Below are 18,609 nucleotides of genomic sequence, written 5' to 3' on the forward strand. Positions count from 1 at the left end.
AAAGATGCCAGAAGGTCCGGAGATCCGTCGCGCGGCGGATAGCCTGGAGGCGGCGATAAAGGGCAAACCCCTGACGGATGTCTGGTTTGCCTTTCCTCAACTGAAACCGTTTGAATCACAGCTGGTGGGGCAGACGGTGACCCATATTGAAACGCGCGGCAAAGCGTTGCTCACCCACTTTTCCCATAACCTGACGTTATACAGCCATAATCAGCTTTACGGTGTCTGGCGTGTGGTGAATGCGGATGAACAGCCACAAACCACGCGCGTGCTGCGCGTCAGGCTGCAAACGGCGGAAAAAGCCATCCTGCTTTACAGCGCGTCGGATATCGAAATGTTAACGCCGGAGCAGCTACTCGTTCATCCGTTCCTGCAGCGCGTTGGGCCGGATGTGCTGGATATGCAGTTGACGGCAAGCGATGTGAAAGCCCGATTGCTATCGCCCAAATTCCGCAACCGGCAGTTTTCCGGTCTGTTGCTCGATCAGGCGTTTCTGGCGGGATTAGGCAACTACCTGCGGGTGGAAATCCTCTGGGAAGTGGGGCTGGCGGCGCAGCATAAAGCCTCTCAGCTAAGTGACATGCAGCTGGAGGCGCTATCTCATGCGCTACTGGATATCCCGCGTCTGTCGTACAACACGCGTGGCGTGGTGGATGATAATAAGCATCACGGGGCGCTGTTCCGGTTTAAAGTGTTTCATCGGGCGGGGGAAAAGTGTGAGCGGTGTGGTGGGGTGATAGAGAAGACAACGCTCTCTTCAAGACCGTTTTACTGGTGTCCAGGGTGCCAGATGTAAAAAAGCCGGGTGGCGGAGGTCAAAGCAAAACGGCAACGAAAGTTGCCGTTTTTAATATTTTCACCCTCTCCCTGTGGGAGAGGGCCGGGGTGAGGGCATCAGGCCGCACCCAACGTCTGTTAACGCTTCAGGTCAGACTTAAAATCACGCTGCTCGTAGCCGGTATACAGCTGACGAGGACGGGCGATTTTCATGCCTTCGCTGTGCATTTCGTTCCAGTGCGCAATCCATCCCACGGTACGGGCCATGGCGAAGATCACGGTGAACATGGAAGACGGAATGCCCATCGCTTTCAGGATGATACCGGAGTAGAAGTCGACGTTCGGGTAGAGTTTCTTCTCGATGAAGTACGGGTCGTTCAGCGCGATGTGTTCCAGCTCCATCGCCACTTCCAGCAGATCGTCTTTGGTGCCCAGCTCTTTCAGCACTTCGTGGCAGGTCTCACGCATGACGGTGGCGCGCGGGTCATAGTTTTTGTAAACACGGTGACCGAAGCCCATCAGGCGGAAGGAGTCATTCTTGTCTTTCGCGCGACGCACGAACTCAGGAATGTGCTCAACAGAGCTGATCTCTTCCAGCATCTTCAGTGCCGCTTCGTTCGCGCCGCCGTGCGCCGGTCCCCACAGGGAGGCAATACCCGCAGCGATACAGGCGAACGGGTTCGCGCCTGACGAGCCAGCGGTACGGACGGTAGAGGTAGAGGCGTTTTGTTCGTGGTCAGCGTGCAGGATCAGAATACGGTCCATCGCACGTTCCAGCACCGGGTTCACTTCATACTCTTCGCACGGCGTGGAGAACATCATGCGCAGGAAGTTGCCGGCGTAGGAGAGGTCGTTACGTGGATATACAAACGGCTGACCGATGGAATATTTGTAACACATCGCCGCCATGGTTGGCATTTTGGACAGCAGACGGTAAGCGGCGATTTCACGGTGACGTGGGTTGTTCACGTCCAGCGAGTCATGGTAGAACGCCGCCAGCGCACCGGTAATCCCACACATCACCGCCATCGGGTGAGAGTCACGACGGAACGCATGGAACAGACGGGTAATCTGCTCATGGATCATGGTGTGACGGGTCACGGTGGTTTTGAATTCATCGTACTGCGCCTGCGTTGGTTTTTCGCCGTTCAGCAGGATATAGCACACTTCCAGATAGTTGGAGTCGGTGGCTAACTGATCGATGGGGAAGCCGCGATGGAGCAGGATACCTTCGTCACCGTCAATGTAGGTGATTTTGGATTCGCAAGATGCGGTAGAGGTGAATCCAGGGTCAAAGGTGAAAACGCCTTTTGAACCCAGCGTACGGATATCAATAACATCCTGACCGAGCGTGCCTTTTAGCACATCCAGTTCAATAGCAGTGTCACCACCCAGGGTGAGCTTTGCCTTTGTATCAGCCATTTACGGTCTCCTTAGCGCCTTATGCTTAAGACTGCGGTTCACCGGATTTGCCTTCAACTGTTAATCACCGTTACCAGATTGTTATTTGGCTTACCGCTCAGCTCACGAGGAGAAACCAGGGTACAGAGCTATGGCGCCTTGCAGGTAAACGAATGAAATATCAGTGAAATAACAGCAAATCAGCGTTTTTGCAGTCCGAATTATTCAAACCTGTATATCACTAATAACTGTCCTGATAACTTCGGTCAATACCATCACACTGTTACATAACTATTTGTCAGGTGAAAGAGAGACCTCATAACTTTTGCGCATTATATGCCTTTTCTGATGACGTTTGTAACAATATTGTTTAACATTTGTCAAATCAGATGATTAAAAATTAAAAATATGTTGTTATCGTGACCCTGATCACTGTTCCAGAGAAAACCCGACAAACTGTATGTAGGTTAATTGTAATGATTTTGTGAACGGCCTATACTGCCGCCAGGTCTCCGGAACACCCTGCAATCCCGAGCCACCCAGCGTTGTAACGTGTCGTTTTAGCATTTGGAAGCAATGTTTTGCATGACGCGCAGTTATAGAAAAGGAACGCTGCTTGACCCGCATCGCAGTCCGGAGGAAGGAAACAATAAGAACAGCATGTGGGCGTTATTCATGATAAGAAATGTGAAAAAACAAAGACCTGTCAATCTGGATCTCAAAACGATCCGATTCCCTGTAACAGCAATAGCGTCCATTTTGCACCGCGTATCCGGTGTGATTACGTTTGTGGCGGTCGGTATTCTGCTGTGGTTACTGGGAACCAGCCTCTCGTCTCCTGAAGGATTCCTCCAGGCCTCTGCCATCATGAATAGCTTCTTCGTGAAATTTATCATGTGGGGCATTCTCACCGCGCTGGCCTACCACGTTGTCGGTGGTGTTCGCCATATGCTGATGGATTTTGGCTATCTGGAAGAGACTTTCGAAGCCGGGAAACGCTCCGCTAACATTTCATTTGTGATCACTGTCGTGCTTTCACTTCTTGCAGGAGTTCTCGTATGGTAAGCAACGCCTCCGCATTAGGACGCAACGGCGTACATGACTTCATTCTGGTTCGCGCTACCGCCATCGTCCTCACCCTTTACATCATCTATATGATCGGTTTCTTCGCGACCAGCGGGACGCTGACGTGGGAAATCTGGAGTGGGTTCTTCGGATCTGCCTTCACCAAAGTGTTCACCCTGCTGGCCCTGTTCTCCATCCTTATTCATGCCTGGATTGGCATGTGGCAGGTGTTGACCGATTACGTTAAACCGTTGGCGATTCGCCTTCCTCTGCAGCTGGCTATTGTCGTTGCTCTGGTGGTTTACGTTATTTATGGATTCGTTGTGGTGTGGGGTGTGTAATGAAACTGCCAGTCAGAGAATTTGATGCTGTTGTGATTGGTGCGGGTGGCGCAGGTATGCGCGCCGCACTGCAAATTTCCCAGAGCGGCCAGTCCTGTGCGCTGCTCTCTAAAGTATTCCCGACCCGTTCCCACACTGTGTCTGCGCAGGGCGGTATTACCGTTGCGCTGGGTAACTCCCATGAAGATAACTGGGAATGGCACATGTACGACACGGTAAAAGGTTCCGATTACATCGGTGACCAGGATGCCATCGAATATATGTGTAAAACCGGCCCGGAAGCGATTCTGGAGCTGGACCACATGGGGCTACCGTTCTCCCGTCTGGAAAATGGCACTATCTATCAGCGTCCGTTTGGTGGCCAGTCGAAAAACTTCGGCGGCGAGCAGGCGGCACGTACTGCGGCAGCGGCTGACCGTACCGGCCACGCGCTGCTGCACACGCTTTATCAGCAGAACCTGAAAAACCACACCACCATTTTCTCCGAGTGGTATGCGCTGGATCTGGTGAAAAACGCCGATGGCGCAGTCGTAGGCTGTACCGCGCTGTGCATCGAAACCGGTGAAGTGGTCTACTTCAAAGCCCGCGCAACCGTGCTGGCAACCGGCGGCGCTGGCCGTATTTACCAGTCCACCACCAACGCCCACATCAACACTGGTGACGGCGTCGGTATGGCTATCCGCGCGGGCGTGCCGGTGCAGGATATGGAAATGTGGCAGTTCCACCCAACCGGTATCGCCGGTGCAGGCGTTCTGGTAACAGAAGGCTGCCGTGGTGAAGGTGGCTACCTGCTGAACAAACACGGCGAGCGCTTCATGGAGCGTTATGCCCCGAACGCGAAAGACCTGGCGGGTCGTGACGTGGTGGCACGTTCCATCATGATCGAAATCCGTGAAGGCCGCGGCTGTGACGGCCCGTGGGGTCCACACGCCAAGCTGAAACTCGACCATCTGGGTAAAGAGGTGCTGGAATCCCGCCTGCCGGGCATTCTGGAGCTGTCCCGCACCTTCGCTCATGTTGACCCGGTGAAAGAGCCGATTCCGGTTATCCCAACCTGCCACTACATGATGGGCGGTATTCCGACCAAAGTGACCGGCCAGGCGCTGACCGTGAACGAGCAGGGCGAAGACGTGGTGATTCCTGGCCTGTTCGCGGTAGGTGAAATTGCCTGCGTATCCGTACACGGTGCGAACCGTCTGGGCGGCAACTCCCTGCTGGACCTGGTGGTGTTTGGTCGTGCAGTCGGTCTGCATCTGCAGGAGTCCATTGCCGAGCAGGGCGCGCTGCGTGACGCGACCGACGACGAAATTGATGCCTCTCTTGAGCGCCTCAACCGCTGGAACGGAAACCGTAACGGCGAAGATCCGGTGGAAATCCGTAAAGCGCTGCAGGAATGTATGCAGCACAACTTCTCGGTATTCCGCGAAGGTGACGCGATGGCCAAAGGTCTTGAGCAGCTGAAAGCGATCCGCGAGCGTCTGAAGAATGCCCGTCTCGACGACACCTCCAGCGAGTTCAACACCCAGCGCGTCGAGTGTCTGGAGCTGGATAACCTGATGGAAACCGCCTTCGCGACCGCGATGTCGGCAAACTTCCGTACCGAAAGCCGTGGCGCGCATAGCCGCTTCGACTTCCCGGATCGTGATGATGAAAACTGGCTGTGCCATTCCCTGTATCTGCCAGAGTCGGAAACCATGACGCGTCGTAGCGTCAATATGGAACCGAAACTGCGTCCGGCGTTCCCGCCGAAGATTCGTACTTACTAATGCGGAGACAGGATAATGAAACTCGAATTCTCAGTTTATCGTTATAACCCGGATGTTGATGATGCTCCGCGCATGCAGGATTACACCCTGGAAGCGGAAGAAGGTCGCGACATGATGCTGCTGGATGCCTTAATCCAGCTGAAAGAAAAAGATCCGACACTGTCGTTTCGTCGCTCCTGCCGTGAAGGGGTTTGTGGCTCTGACGGTGTGAACATGAACGGCAAAAATGGCCTGGCCTGCATCACGCCAATTTCCGCGTTGCAGCGTCCTGGTCAGAAAATTGTTATCCGTCCTCTGCCAGGCCTGCCGGTCGTGCGTGATTTGGTGGTAGACATGGGGCAATTCTATGCACAATATGAGAAGATTAAGCCTTACTTATTGAATAATGGGCAAAATCCACCCGCTCGTGAGCACTTACAGTCTCCTGAGCAGCGTGAAAAACTCGATGGGTTGTATGAGTGTATTCTCTGTGCATGTTGTTCGACGTCCTGCCCGTCGTTCTGGTGGAATCCGGACAAGTTTATCGGCCCGGCCGGTCTGCTGGCTGCCTATCGCTTCCTGATCGATAGCCGCGACACCGAAACCGATAGTCGTCTGGAAGGATTAAGTGACGCTTTCAGCGTATTCCGCTGCCATAGCATCATGAACTGCGTCAGTGTGTGTCCTAAGGGGCTAAACCCGACGCGCGCCATCGGCCATATTAAGTCGATGTTGTTGCAGCGCAGTGCGTAAGTAACAACGCCGGATGGCGCTGCGCTTATCCGGCCTACGTAACAGTAGGCCCGGTAAGCGCAGCGCCACCGGGCAAATTGCAGAAACCTTTAAAAACTGCCAGATAAGTAAATAATCGAGACGTTCAGCGCGAGATAAGGCGCGGTTGAATGAATCCCCTGGAGCATAGTTAACTATGTGACTGGGGTGAGTGAAAGTCGCAACGCAGTCGCAGCCGGAACGACGAAGATTATTTAGACAGTTTCTAAAGGTTCCTTCGCGGGCCACAAAGAGCTCGCAGGTGAACCCCGGCACGTACACGTGGTGTGCGTGGTAGTTTCTACGGCGAAAGTAAGCATATAAATGCTTAAGGGATCACGATGCAGAACGGCGCAATGAAAGCCTGGCTGGACTCTTCTTACCTCTCTGGTGCTAACCAGAGCTGGATAGAACAGCTCTATGAAGACTTCTTAACCGATCCTGACTCAGTGGACGCAAACTGGCGTTCCATGTTCCAGCAGTTGCCTGGTACAGGGGTCAAACCGGATCAATTCCATTCCAAAACACGTGATTATTTCCGTCGTCTGGCGAAGGATGCCTCACGTTACTCTTCTGCGATTTCCGACCCTGACACCAATGCGAAGCAGGTTAAAGTCCTGCAGCTTATCAACGCTTATCGCTTCCGTGGTCACCAGCATGCGAATCTCGATCCGCTGGGACTGTGGCAGCAAGATCGTGTAGCGGATCTCGATCCGGCGTATCACGATCTGACCGAGGCCGATTTCCAGGATAGCTTTAACGTAGGTTCCTTTGCCATCGGCAAAGACACGATGAAGCTGGGCGAGCTGATTGATGCGCTCAAGCAAACCTACTGCGGTTCCATCGGCGCGGAATACATGCACATTACCTCTACGGAAGAGAAACGCTGGATACAGCAGCGCATCGAATCCGTAGCAGGCCACGCGACATTCTCTGCTGAAGAGAAAAAACGCTTCCTGAGCGAACTGACCGCAGCAGAAGGCCTGGAGCGCTATCTGGGGGCGAAATTCCCTGGCGCGAAACGCTTCTCGCTGGAAGGCGGTGACGCGTTAGTCCCTATGCTGAAAGAGCTGATTCGTCATGCCGGTAAAAGCGGGACGCGTGAAGTGGTGCTGGGTATGGCGCACCGTGGTCGTCTTAACGTGCTGGTCAACGTACTGGGTAAAAAACCACAGGACCTGTTCGACGAATTCGCGGGCAAGCATAAAGAACACCTCGGCACCGGTGATGTGAAGTACCACATGGGCTTCTCATCTGATATCGAAACTGAAGGCGGTCAGGTACACCTGGCGCTGGCGTTTAACCCGTCTCACCTCGAAATCGTCAGCCCGGTGGTGATCGGTTCCGTGCGTGCGCGTCTGGATCGTCTGGACGAGCCGAGCAGCAACAAAGTGTTGCCGATCACCATCCACGGTGATGCGGCGATTACCGGTCAGGGCGTGGTGCAGGAAACCCTGAACATGTCCAAAGCACGTGGTTACGAAGTGGGCGGTACCGTTCGCATCGTGATTAACAACCAGGTGGGCTTTACCACGTCGAACCCGCTTGATGCGCGTTCCACACCGTACTGCACCGACATCGGAAAGATGGTACAGGCACCTATCTTCCACGTGAATGCGGATGACCCGGAAGCGGTGGCCTTTGTCACTCGTCTGGCGCTGGACTTCCGTAACACCTTCAAACGCGACGTGCTGATCGACCTGTTCTGCTACCGCCGTCACGGCCACAACGAAGCTGACGAGCCAAGCGCAACCCAGCCGTTGATGTACCAGAAAATCAAAAAACACCCGACGCCGCGCAAAATCTACGCTGACAAGCTGGAAGGCGAGAAAGTGGCGACGCTGGAAGATGCGACCGAGATGGTCAACCTCTACCGCGACGCGCTGGATGCGGGTGAATGCGTGGTGAAAGAGCTGCGCCCGATGAACATGCACTCCTTTACCTGGTCGCCATACCTCAACCACGAGTGGGATGAGAGCTACCCGAACAAGGTCGAGATGAAGCGCCTGCAGGAGCTGGCTAAACGCATCAGCACCGTGCCTGAGGCGATCGAGATGCAGTCTCGCGTGGCGAAAATCTATGGTGACCGTCAGGCCATGGCTGCGGGTGAGAAACTGTTCGACTGGGGTGGCGCGGAAACGCTGGCTTACGCAACGCTGGTTGATGAAGGCATTCCTGTTCGTCTTTCCGGTGAAGATGCGGGCCGTGGTACCTTCTTCCACCGTCACGCGGTGGTTCACAACCAGACTAACGGTTCAACCTACACGCCGCTGCAGCACGTGCATAACGGTCAGGGCCAGTTCAAGGTCTGGGACTCCGTGCTGTCTGAAGAAGCGGTACTGGCCTTCGAATACGGCTACGCCACTGCTGAACCTCGCACCCTGACCATCTGGGAAGCGCAGTTCGGCGACTTTGCCAACGGTGCGCAGGTGGTGATCGACCAGTTCATCTCCTCCGGCGAGCAGAAATGGGGCCGCATGTGTGGTCTGGTGATGCTGCTGCCACACGGTTACGAAGGGCAGGGGCCGGAGCACTCCTCCGCGCGTCTGGAGCGTTATCTGCAACTCTGCGCCGAGCAGAACATGCAGGTTTGTGTGCCGTCTACTCCAGCTCAGGTTTACCACATGCTGCGTCGTCAGGCGCTGCGCGGTATGCGCCGTCCGCTGGTGGTGATGTCGCCGAAATCGCTGCTGCGTCATCCGCTGGCGGTTTCGAGCCTGGATGAACTGGCCAACGGCACCTTCCTGCCTGCTATCGGCGAGATTGACGAGCTGGACCCGCAGGCCGTGAAGCGTGTGGTGATGTGTTCTGGTAAGGTTTATTACGACCTGCTGGAACAGCGCCGCAAGAACGATCAAAAAGATGTCGCCATCGTGCGTATCGAACAGCTTTATCCCTTCCCGCACCAGGCGGTGCAGGACGCGCTGAAACCGTATGCTCACGTACATGATTTTGTCTGGTGCCAGGAAGAGCCGCTCAACCAGGGCGCATGGTACTGCAGTCAGCATCATTTCCGTGAAGTGATTCCATTTGGGTCTGCTCTGCGTTATGCAGGTCGCCCGGCCTCCGCCTCTCCGGCGGTAGGGTATATGTCCGTTCACCAGAAGCAGCAACAAGATCTGGTCAATGACGCGCTGAACGTCGATTAATTAAAGGATACATAATGAGTAGCGTAGATATTCTTGTTCCCGACCTGCCTGAGTCTGTAGCAGATGCAACCGTCGCCACCTGGCACAAGAAACCAGGCGATGCGGTTACCCGCGACGAAGTGCTGGTAGAAATCGAAACTGACAAAGTGGTACTGGAAGTACCGGCTTCAGCGGATGGCATTCTGGATGCAGTCCTGGAAGATGAAGGCACGACCGTGACCTCTCGCCAGATCCTGGGTCGCCTGCGTGAAGGCAACAGCGCGGGCAAAGAGTCCAGCGCGAAATCTGAAGAGAAAGCCTCCACGCCAGCGCAGCGCCAGCAGGCCTCTCTGGAAGAGCAAACCAACGATGCACTCAGCCCGGCGATCCGTCGCCTGCTGGCTGAGCACAGCCTTGACCCAGCAGCCATCAAAGGCACTGGCGTCGGCGGCCGTCTGACCCGTGAAGATATCGACAAGCATCTGGCGAAAGCGCCTTCGGACGCGAAAGCAGAAGCCAAAGCGCCTGCGGCAGCTCCAGCAGCACAGCCTCAGCTTGGCGCACGCAGCGAAAAACGCGTGCCGATGACGCGTCTGCGTAAGCGTGTGGCCGAGCGTCTGCTGGAAGCGAAAAACTCCACCGCGATGCTGACCACCTTCAACGAAGTGAACATGAAGCCCATCATGGATCTGCGTAAGCAGTACGGTGACGCGTTCGAAAAACGTCACGGTATCCGTCTGGGCTTTATGTCCTTCTACGTGAAAGCAGTGGTGGAAGCGCTGAAGCGCTACCCGGAAGTGAACGCCTCTATTGACGGCGATGACGTGGTTTATCACAACTACTTCGACGTCAGCATGGCGGTATCTACCCCACGTGGCCTGGTGACCCCGGTTCTGCGTGATGTGGACACCCTGGGTATGGCTGATATCGAGAAGAAAATCAAAGAGCTGGCCGTGAAAGGCCGCGACGGCAAGCTGACCGTAGACGACCTGACCGGCGGTAACTTCACCATTACTAACGGCGGCGTATTCGGTTCACTGATGTCTACCCCAATCATCAACCCGCCGCAGAGCGCGATCCTGGGTATGCATGCCATTAAAGATCGCCCGATGGCGGTAGACGGTAAAGTTGAGATCCTGCCAATGATGTACCTGGCGCTCTCTTACGACCACCGCCTGATCGACGGCCGCGAGTCCGTGGGCTTCCTGGTCGCCATTAAAGAGCTGCTGGAAGATCCAACGCGTCTGCTGCTGGACGTTTAGTTTTTGCAGTCTTGCCCGGCGGCGCGTTGCTTGCCGGGCCTACAAAAGCACTACCTAACGATTACCTGAAGGATGGATAGAACACATGAACTTACATGAATATCAGGCCAAACAGCTGTTTGCCCGGTATGGCTTACCGGCTCCGGTGGGTTATGCCTGTACTACCCCGCGTGAAGCAGAAGAAGCCGCATCTAAAATCGGTTCCGGCCCGTGGGTAGTTAAATGTCAGGTTCACGCTGGTGGCCGTGGTAAAGCGGGCGGTGTGAAGGTTGTTAAGAGCAAAGAAGAAATTCGTGCGTTTGCTGAACATTGGCTCGGCAAGCGTCTGGTGACCTACCAGACAGATGCGAACGGCCAGCCGGTTAACCAGATCCTGGTGGAAGCGGCAACCGATATCGCGAAAGAGCTGTACCTGGGTGCGGTCGTTGACCGTAGCTCCCGTCGCGTGGTGTTCATGGCGTCTACCGAAGGCGGCGTGGAAATCGAAAAAGTGGCGGAAGAGACCCCGCACCTGATCCACAAAGTGGCTATCGATCCGCTGGCGGGCCCAATGCCTTACCAGGGGCGCGAGCTGGCGTTCAAACTGGGTCTGGAAGGTAAACTGGTTCAGCAGTTCACCAAGATCTTCATGGGCCTGGCGACTATCTTCCTGGAGCGCGATCTGGCGCTGATCGAGATCAACCCGCTGGTGATCACCACCCAGGGCGACCTGATCTGCCTCGACGGCAAACTGGGCGCTGACGGCAACGCACTGTTCCGCCAGCCGGATCTGCGCGAAATGCGCGACCAGTCTCAGGAAGATCCGCGTGAAGCACAGGCTGCACAGTGGGAACTGAACTACGTAGCGCTGGACGGCAACATCGGCTGCATGGTTAACGGTGCGGGCCTGGCGATGGGCACCATGGACATCGTTAAGCTGCACGGCGGTGAGCCAGCAAACTTCCTCGACGTGGGCGGTGGCGCAACCAAAGAGCGCGTCACCGAAGCGTTCAAAATTATCCTCTCTGACGACAACGTGAAAGCCGTTCTGGTGAACATCTTCGGCGGGATCGTCCGTTGCGACCTGATTGCTGACGGTATCATCGGTGCGGTGGAAGAAGTGGGTGTTAACGTTCCGGTTGTGGTTCGTCTGGAAGGGAACAACGCTGAACTCGGCGCGAAAAAACTGGCTGACAGCGGCCTGAATATTATTGCAGCGAAAAGTCTGACGGATGCAGCTCAGCAGGTTGTTGCCGCAGTGGAGGGGAAATAATGTCAGTTTTAATTAATAAAGATACCAAGGTTATCTGCCAGGGCTTCACCGGTAGCCAGGGGACTTTCCACTCCGAACAGGCGATTGCCTACGGTACGCAGATGGTTGGCGGCGTAACGCCAGGTAAAGGTGGCACCACGCATCTGGGCCTGCCGGTGTTCAACACCGTGCGTGAAGCCGTAGAAGCCACGGGCGCAACCGCGACGGTGATCTACGTTCCGGCTCCGTTCTGCAAAGACTCCATTCTGGAAGCGATCGACGCAGGCATTAAGCTCATCATCACCATCACTGAAGGTATCCCGACTCTGGATATGCTGACCGTGAAGGTGAAGCTGGATGAAGCAGGTGTGCGCATGATCGGCCCGAACTGCCCAGGTGTAATCACCCCAGGCGAATGCAAAATCGGCATCATGCCAGGCCACATTCACAAGCCGGGCAAAGTGGGCATCGTCTCCCGTTCCGGTACGCTGACCTATGAAGCGGTTAAGCAGACTACCGACTACGGTTTCGGCCAGTCTACCTGCGTGGGCATCGGTGGTGACCCGATCCCTGGCTCTAACTTCATCGATATCCTGAAGCTGTTCCAGGAAGATCCGCAGACCGAAGCGATCGTGATGATCGGTGAGATCGGCGGTAGCGCGGAAGAAGAAGCGGCAGCGTACATCAAAGAACACGTGACCAAGCCGGTTGTGGGTTACATCGCAGGTGTGACCGCGCCGAAAGGCAAGCGTATGGGTCACGCAGGTGCGATCATCGCCGGTGGTAAAGGTACGGCAGATGAGAAATTCGCAGCGCTGGAAGCCGCAGGCGTGAAGACCGTTCGCAGCCTGGCGGATATCGGCGAAGCACTGAAATCCATCATTAAGTAAGTCCTCTCTGCTCTCTGAAAGGGGGGCGTTGATATAAAAAAATGTCCGTTTCGACATGGTTGGCCGCTGAAAAGCGGCCTTTTTTATTGCCTGCGTTTGGCGATGAGGGTGAATTTGTAATCGTCGCTATTGAACACATTGCGGCTGTATTCAAAGACTCTGCCGTCTTTCAGAAATCCGCGTGACACTTTTTCCAGAATCGGCTTTGCCGGATCGAGCGCCAGCGCGGCGATCGCCTCCTGCGATGGCATGACTGGCACCAGTTCCTGCTCGCTGCGATCGATTGCCATCTTTTTGATCTGCTCAATATAGTGGTATTTGGAGTTCTCCATGACCTCCCAGGTGAGATCGGCAAACATTGCCAGCGGCATCCACGTCTCTTCCAGGTTGACCGGTTTTTGCTTGATAAAACGCACGCGCTTCACGTGCCACACTTTGTCATCCGGGTTGAGGTCTAACTTTTCTGCCAGACGGGCATCCGCTTTGATCACTTCGAAAATTTTCACGTCGCTGTGGGTATCGACATTTCGATCGGCCAGCTTTTCGTAAAAACCGGTGAGCTGGTAAATGTCGTAGTTGACGCGCTCCTCTTTCACATAAGAGCCGCTGCCCTGAATGCTCTCAATAATCTGCTCTTCCGTGAGTAGCTTTAACGCCTGCCTTACCGTTACGCGGCTGACGCTGAACGCCTCCTGAAGACTGGATTCTGTAGGCAATGCATCACCCGGTTTTAAAACACCCGCATTAATTTTCTCGCGGAGCGTATCGGCTATCTGCCGGTACATCGGTTTATTGCTCATTTTGTATTGCCTGCTTAATACCTTTTCAGGGAATTATGCCTTCACGCGCAGGTTTGTAAATAATACAATTTAAATACAAATTATCGTTGTTAGTGAAAATGATCACATAAATGTATTATTTTGTCTGCCACAATCCTCCCCGGACAATAACAACGTAAGTGTGAGGATCTTTATGAACCTGACGACTCTGACCCATCCCCGCGCGATCTGTGTACAGGCGCGGTTTTCCAGCCGTGATGAGGCAATCCGCCAACTGGCAACGCGACTGGCAGCGTTAGGCTGTATTACTGACTGTGATAAATTTTTAACGGAGGTTTTCCACCGTGAATCGCTGGGACCGACGGCATTAGGTGAAGGGCTGGCGGTGCCGCATGGTAAATCGGCAGCCGTGAAAGAAGCGGCATTTGCGGTAGCCACGCTAAGCGAACCGCTGGAGTGGGAAGGCGTGGACGGCCCGGAAAACGTCGGGCTGATTTTCCTGCTTGCCATTCCACCTGCCGAAGCGGGTTCAACGCATATACAGGTATTGACGGAACTGACTTCTCGCCTGGCGGACGATGCCCTTCGGGCGCGGGTGATGGCTGCGACGACCGCAGAAGCGCTGCTTGCGGCGCTGGACGATGCACCGCAGGACGTAACCGTTGCTGCGTTAGCGGATGCACCTACCATCGTCTGTGTGACCGCCTGCCCGGCCGGGATTGCCCATACCTATATGGCGGCTGAATACCTGGAAAAAGCGGGACGTAAGCTCGGCGTAAACGTGGTGGTCGAAAAGCAGGGCGCGAACGGTATCGAAGGGCGTCTCACTCCACAGCAGTTACAGGAGGCAAAAGCGTGTATTTTTGCAGCAGAAGTGGCGATCAAAGAGAGTGAACGCTTCCAGGGTATTCCCGCTATTTCTGTGCCGGTTGCCGAGCCGTTGCGTCATGCTGAAGCCTTGATTGAGCGCGCGCTGGCATTGCAGCCTTCTTCGGCTACGCGCCCTGCGCAGGTTGAAACGGAGGCGAAAAAGAGCGTCAAAACGGAACTCAAGCAGGCGCTTCTCAGCGGTATCTCCTTTGCGGTGCCGCTGATTGTCGCCGGGGGCACGGTGCTGGCTGTGGCGGTGCTACTGGCACAGATTCTGGGCTTGCAACATCTGTTCGATCAGGAGAATTCGTGGCTGTGGATGTACCGTAAACTCGGCGGCGGCATGCTCGGCATTTTGATGGTGCCAGTTCTTGCTGCCTATACCGCATATTCACTCGCAGATAAACCCGCGCTGGCACCCGGTTTCGCGGCCGGTCTTGCTGCCAATATGATCGGCTCCGGTTTTTTGGGGGCCGTTGCAGGCGGGTTAATCGCTGGTTACCTGATGCGCTGGGTGAAAAATCATATTCGCCTTAATAACCGCTACAACGGTTTTTTAACTTATTACCTCTATCCGGTTATCGGCGTGTTGGGCGCAGGGAGCCTGATGCTGTTTGTGATTGGTGAGCCGGTGGCCTGGATTAATAACTCGCTGACCGCCTGGCTTAACGGACTCTCCGGCGCGAATGCGCTGTTGCTCGGAACCCTTCTTGGTTTTATGTGCTCGTTCGATTTGGGCGGGCCGGTCAACAAAGCGGCATATGCGTTCTGTCTCGGGGCGATGGCTAACGGCGTTTACGGGCCGTATGCCATTTTTGCCTCCGTCAAGATGGTGTCGGCCTTTACCGTTACGGCGTCAACCATGCTGGCTCCGCATCTCTTTAAGCAGTTTGAAATTGAAACTGGTAAATCAACCTGGCTGCTGGGGCTGGCGGGTATCACCGAAGGGGCGATCCCGATGGCGATTGAAGATCCGCTGCGGGTCATTGGCTCGTTTGTGCTTGGCTCAATGGCGACGGGCGCGATTGTTGGCGCAATGGGTATCGGGTTGTCCACGCCGGGGGCGGGCATTTTCTCCCTCTTTTTACTTCACGATGCCGGAATGGGGGGCGTGACAGCGGCGGCGGGCTGGTTTGGCGCGGCGCTGGTGGGAACCGCTATCTCTACGCTCATTTTACTGTTCTGGCGTCGTCAGGCTGTAAAGCGCGGTAAGTACGTCACAGAAGATGTTATGCCATAAACACTCACACAGGAAACGAAGATGAAAGCTGTATCTCGCGTTCATATTACGCCGCATATGCACTGGGACCGTGAGTGGTATTTCACCACGGAAGAGTCGCGTATTCTTCTCGTCAATAATATGGAGGAGATCCTCTCCCGCCTGGAACAGGACGACGAGTACAAATACTACGTCCTCGACGGTCAGACGGCGGTGCTGGAAGATTATTTTGCGGTAAAGCCGGAAAACCGTGAGCGGGTGAAAACGCTGGTGCAGGCCGGTAAGCTGATTATTGGCCCCTGGTATACCCAGACGGACACGACCATTGTCTCCGGCGAATCGATTGTGCGTAATCTGATGTACGGCATTCGCGACTGCATGGCGTTTGGCGAGCCGATGAAAATTGGCTACCTGCCGGATTCGTTTGGCATGTCCGGCCAGCTACCGCATATCTACAACGGATTTGGCATCACCCGCACGATGTTCTGGCGTGGCTGTTCCGAACGTCACGGCACAGATAAAACCGAATTTCTGTGGCAGAGCCGGGACGGCAGTGAAGTGACGGCACAGGTGCTGCCGTTGGGCTACGCGATTGGTAAGTACTTACCGGAGGATGAAGCCGGGCTGCGAAAACGGCTCGACAATTACTTCGAGGTGCTGGAAAACGCCTCCGTCACCAAAGAGATTTTGCTGCCTAATGGTCATGACCAGATGCCGCTACAGCAGAACATTTTTGCGGTGATGGATAAGCTCCGTGAAATCTATCCGCAGCGTAAATTTGTGATGAGCCGCTTCGAGGAGGTCTTTGAACATATCGATGCTCACCGCGGTGAACTGGCGACGCTGAAAGGGGAGTTTATCGACGGGAAATACATGCGCGTGCACCGGACGATCGGCTCCACGCGGATGGACATCAAAATTGCCCATGCCCGTATTGAGAACAAAATCGTCAATATTCTCGAACCGCTGGCAACGCTCGCCTGGACGCTGGGCTTTGAATATCACCACGGCCTGCTGGAGAAAATGTGGAAAGAGATCCTGAAGAACCACGCCCACGACAGTATCGGCTGTTGCTGCAGTGACAAAGTGCATCGTGAGATTGTCTCCCGGTTTGAGCTGGCCGAGGACATGGCCGACAACCTGACGCGTTTTTATATGCGCAAGATTGTCGACAATATGCCGCAAAGTGATGAAGACAAGCTGGTGCTGTTCAATCTGATGCCCTGGCCACGAGAAGAGGTGATTAACACGACCATACGTCTGCGCGCCAGCCAGTTCCGCTTGCTGGATGATAAAGGTAATGAAATCCCGTATTTCATCCGCAGCGCGCGTGAAATCGACCCAGGACTGATTGACCGGCAGATTGTGCATTACGGTAATTACGATCCATTTATGGAGTTTGATATTCAGATCAACCCGATCCTGCCGTCGATGGGCTACCGAACGCTGTATATTGAGCCGCATGTTGCCGGTAAGGTGCGTTCATCGCCGGGCACCACGGAGGCTTTGCTGGAAAATGCCTTCTGGCAGATGGCGTTAAACGACGACGGTACGCTGCGTCTGCGCGATAAAGAATCCGGGCGTATTTATGACCGCGTGCTGGAAATAGAAGAGAGTTCCGATGACGGCGATGAGTACGACTATTCACCTTCGCGTGAAGAGTGGCGACTCACTTCTGCGCAAGGGCAGCATGATGTTGAGGTGACGCATGAAGGCTGGCAGAGCAGGGCGGTTATTCGTCATCATATGGCCGTTCCGGCGAATCTGGCCGAACGCTCGGCGCGCCAGCAAAACGGCTCACTTGACGTTGAAATTGACGTGACGCTTAGCCACAACAGCAGACGCATAGACGTTGAAGTGCGTCTGGACAACCAGGCGGATGACCATCGTGTACGCGTTTTAATTCCAACGCCGTTCAATACGAAAGAGGTACTGGCTGATACGCAATTTGGCTCCGTAACGCGCCCGGTGTACGACGAAGCGATGGCAAACTGGCAGGAAGAGGGCTGGAAAGAAGCGCCAGTCCCTGTCTGGAATTTACTCAGTTACGCGGTTCTGCAGGAAAGACGTAATGGCCTGGCGCTGTTTACAGAGGGTCTACGCGAATTTGAAGTGGTGGGTGAGGATAACAAAACGTTCGCGTTGACCTTACTTCGCGGTGTAGGGCTATTAGGGAAAGAAGATTTGCTGCTGCGTCCAGGCAGACCGTCCGGCATTAAAATGCCTGTGCCTGACTCACAGATGCGGGGCCAGCTTCGCTGCCGTTTTAGCCTTTTCAGCTTTAGCGGATCGCCGGACAGTGCGGGCATTGCTCAGCAGGCGAAAGCGTGGCTTACGCCGGTCTACTGCTACAACAAAATCCCCTGGGATGCGATGAAACTTAATCGTGCTGCATGCACGACGCCGGACCACTACAGCCTGTTAACGTTGTCGCCGACAGAGTGCGTGTTGAGTGTGCTGAAAAAAGCGGAAGATCGAGACGAGCTTATCCTTCGCCTGTTTAACCCGTCTGAGTCCGGCTCTTGCGAGGTCGCTTTGGCGGTCAGTCAGGGGATTAAACGGTGTCGCGAAACGGACCTGAATGAAAAAATAAAAGGGGACGGGCATGACGGCACGGGGATTGAGGGCGCATTTCGTCCGGGTCAGTCACGCACCTTTAGTATTCAGATAGCGTAGTAGATGCAAAAACATGTCAAAGGGCTGCCGTAATGCAGCCCTTTTTCATTAGATAGTCACATAAGGGTGTTAATTTTAAGAGGGGTAAAAGTAAATTAAATGTAATTTCATGGCGCACCCTTAGCGTAATGGAAAAATACGATGATGCGACATATCCTTATAAGTTTACCCGGTTGTGAAAATGCTTTGTCCGGACCGGTTAATAAAAATCACTTTTATTTATATTAATGCCCGCATTTGATAACCATTCACGCCTTCTCAAACACATATTTTTAACATGGGATTTACCATTCTTACCATGATGAAACATGGTTAACAATGATGTTTGTTTTTGATTTAAATCAATGTTTAATCCTTGGAAAAAGCCGACAAAAGGCGTTAAATTGTCCCCGATCAAAATGGCTGAAAAGCGGTAATTTTGCTATAAATTGATCACCGTCGAAAAACGTAAAAG

Annotated in this window: 13 protein-coding genes; 11 read left to right on the forward strand and 2 right to left on the reverse strand. The window is 54.4% G+C overall.

Annotation, left to right across the window (positions count from 1 at the left end):
- Positions 1-4 precede the first annotated feature (4 nt).
- The gene (gene nei / locus EoCCA6_RS18540) at positions 5-796 is read left to right on the forward strand and encodes an endonuclease VIII (RefSeq protein ID WP_152083892.1); all 792 of its coding nucleotides are present in this window, start codon (positions 5-7) and stop codon (positions 794-796) included.
- 119 nt (positions 797-915) lie between these two features.
- Here nei and EoCCA6_RS18545 read toward each other — a convergent pair whose 3' ends face one another.
- A complete protein-coding gene (locus tag EoCCA6_RS18545) occupies positions 916-2,199 on the reverse strand; it encodes a citrate synthase (protein ID WP_152083893.1) in 1,284 nt (427 codons plus the stop codon).
- A gap of 639 nt (positions 2,200-2,838) precedes the next feature.
- Between EoCCA6_RS18545 and sdhC the strand changes: the two genes are divergently transcribed.
- The 8 genes from sdhC to sucD all read left to right on the forward strand — a co-directional run bounded on the left by sdhC (position 2,839) and on the right by sucD (position 12,611).
- Positions 2,839-3,243 (forward strand): succinate dehydrogenase cytochrome b556 subunit, encoded by a 405-nt coding sequence (gene sdhC / locus EoCCA6_RS18550; RefSeq protein ID WP_165853329.1) that lies wholly within the window; start codon positions 2,839-2,841, stop codon positions 3,241-3,243.
- Positions 3,237-3,584, forward strand: coding sequence for a succinate dehydrogenase membrane anchor subunit (sdhD, locus tag EoCCA6_RS18555; RefSeq protein ID WP_008501088.1), 348 nt, complete (start codon positions 3,237-3,239; stop codon positions 3,582-3,584). The genes sdhC and sdhD overlap by 7 nt, the downstream gene beginning before the upstream one ends.
- Entirely contained in the window at positions 3,584-5,350 is a 1,767-nt protein-coding gene (gene sdhA, locus EoCCA6_RS18560; protein WP_152083894.1) for a succinate dehydrogenase flavoprotein subunit, read from the forward strand. Before sdhD ends, sdhA begins: the two co-directional genes overlap by 1 nt.
- Positions 5,351-5,365: 15 nt before the next feature.
- Positions 5,366-6,082 (forward strand): succinate dehydrogenase iron-sulfur subunit SdhB, encoded by a 717-nt coding sequence (gene sdhB, locus EoCCA6_RS18565; protein WP_008501090.1) that lies wholly within the window; start codon positions 5,366-5,368, stop codon positions 6,080-6,082.
- A gap of 359 nt (positions 6,083-6,441) precedes the next feature.
- Positions 6,442-9,249 (forward strand): 2-oxoglutarate dehydrogenase E1 component, encoded by a 2,808-nt coding sequence (gene sucA, locus EoCCA6_RS18570; protein WP_152083895.1) that lies wholly within the window; start codon positions 6,442-6,444, stop codon positions 9,247-9,249.
- A gap of 14 nt (positions 9,250-9,263) precedes the next feature.
- A complete protein-coding gene (gene odhB, locus EoCCA6_RS18575; RefSeq protein WP_152083896.1) occupies positions 9,264-10,490 on the forward strand; it encodes a 2-oxoglutarate dehydrogenase complex dihydrolipoyllysine-residue succinyltransferase in 1,227 nt (408 codons plus the stop codon).
- An 85-nt stretch (positions 10,491-10,575) separates the two neighbouring features.
- Positions 10,576-11,742: an ADP-forming succinate--CoA ligase subunit beta gene (gene sucC, locus EoCCA6_RS18580; protein ID WP_006809579.1), complete on the forward strand. Its 1,167-nt coding sequence runs from the start codon at positions 10,576-10,578 to the stop codon at positions 11,740-11,742.
- Complete coding sequence (sucD, locus tag EoCCA6_RS18585; RefSeq protein WP_008501094.1) at positions 11,742-12,611, forward strand: succinate--CoA ligase subunit alpha; 870 nt, start codon at positions 11,742-11,744, stop codon at positions 12,609-12,611. Before sucC ends, sucD begins: the two co-directional genes overlap by 1 nt.
- An 83-nt stretch (positions 12,612-12,694) precedes the next feature.
- On the opposite strand, the gene EoCCA6_RS18590 is transcribed toward sucD, so the two are convergent.
- Positions 12,695-13,411 carry a GntR family transcriptional regulator gene (locus tag EoCCA6_RS18590; protein WP_152083897.1) on the reverse strand — a complete coding sequence of 239 codons (717 nt, stop codon included), beginning with the start codon at positions 13,409-13,411 and terminating at the stop codon, positions 12,695-12,697.
- Positions 13,412-13,583: 172 nt separating this feature from the next.
- Here EoCCA6_RS18590 and mngA point away from each other — a divergent pair, with 172 nt between their 5' ends.
- Positions 13,584-15,500: a PTS 2-O-a-mannosyl-D-glycerate transporter subunit IIABC gene (gene mngA, locus EoCCA6_RS18595; protein ID WP_152083898.1), complete on the forward strand. Its 1,917-nt coding sequence runs from the start codon at positions 13,584-13,586 to the stop codon at positions 15,498-15,500.
- Positions 15,501-15,521: 21 nt separating this feature from the next.
- A complete protein-coding gene (mngB, locus tag EoCCA6_RS18600; RefSeq protein WP_152083899.1) occupies positions 15,522-18,155 on the forward strand; it encodes a mannosylglycerate hydrolase in 2,634 nt (877 codons plus the stop codon).
- Positions 18,156-18,609: the final 454 nt, after the last annotated feature.

Origin of the sequence: Enterobacter oligotrophicus (assembly GCF_009176645.1) — a bacterium.
GTDB lineage: Bacteria > Pseudomonadota > Gammaproteobacteria > Enterobacterales > Enterobacteriaceae > Enterobacter > Enterobacter oligotrophicus.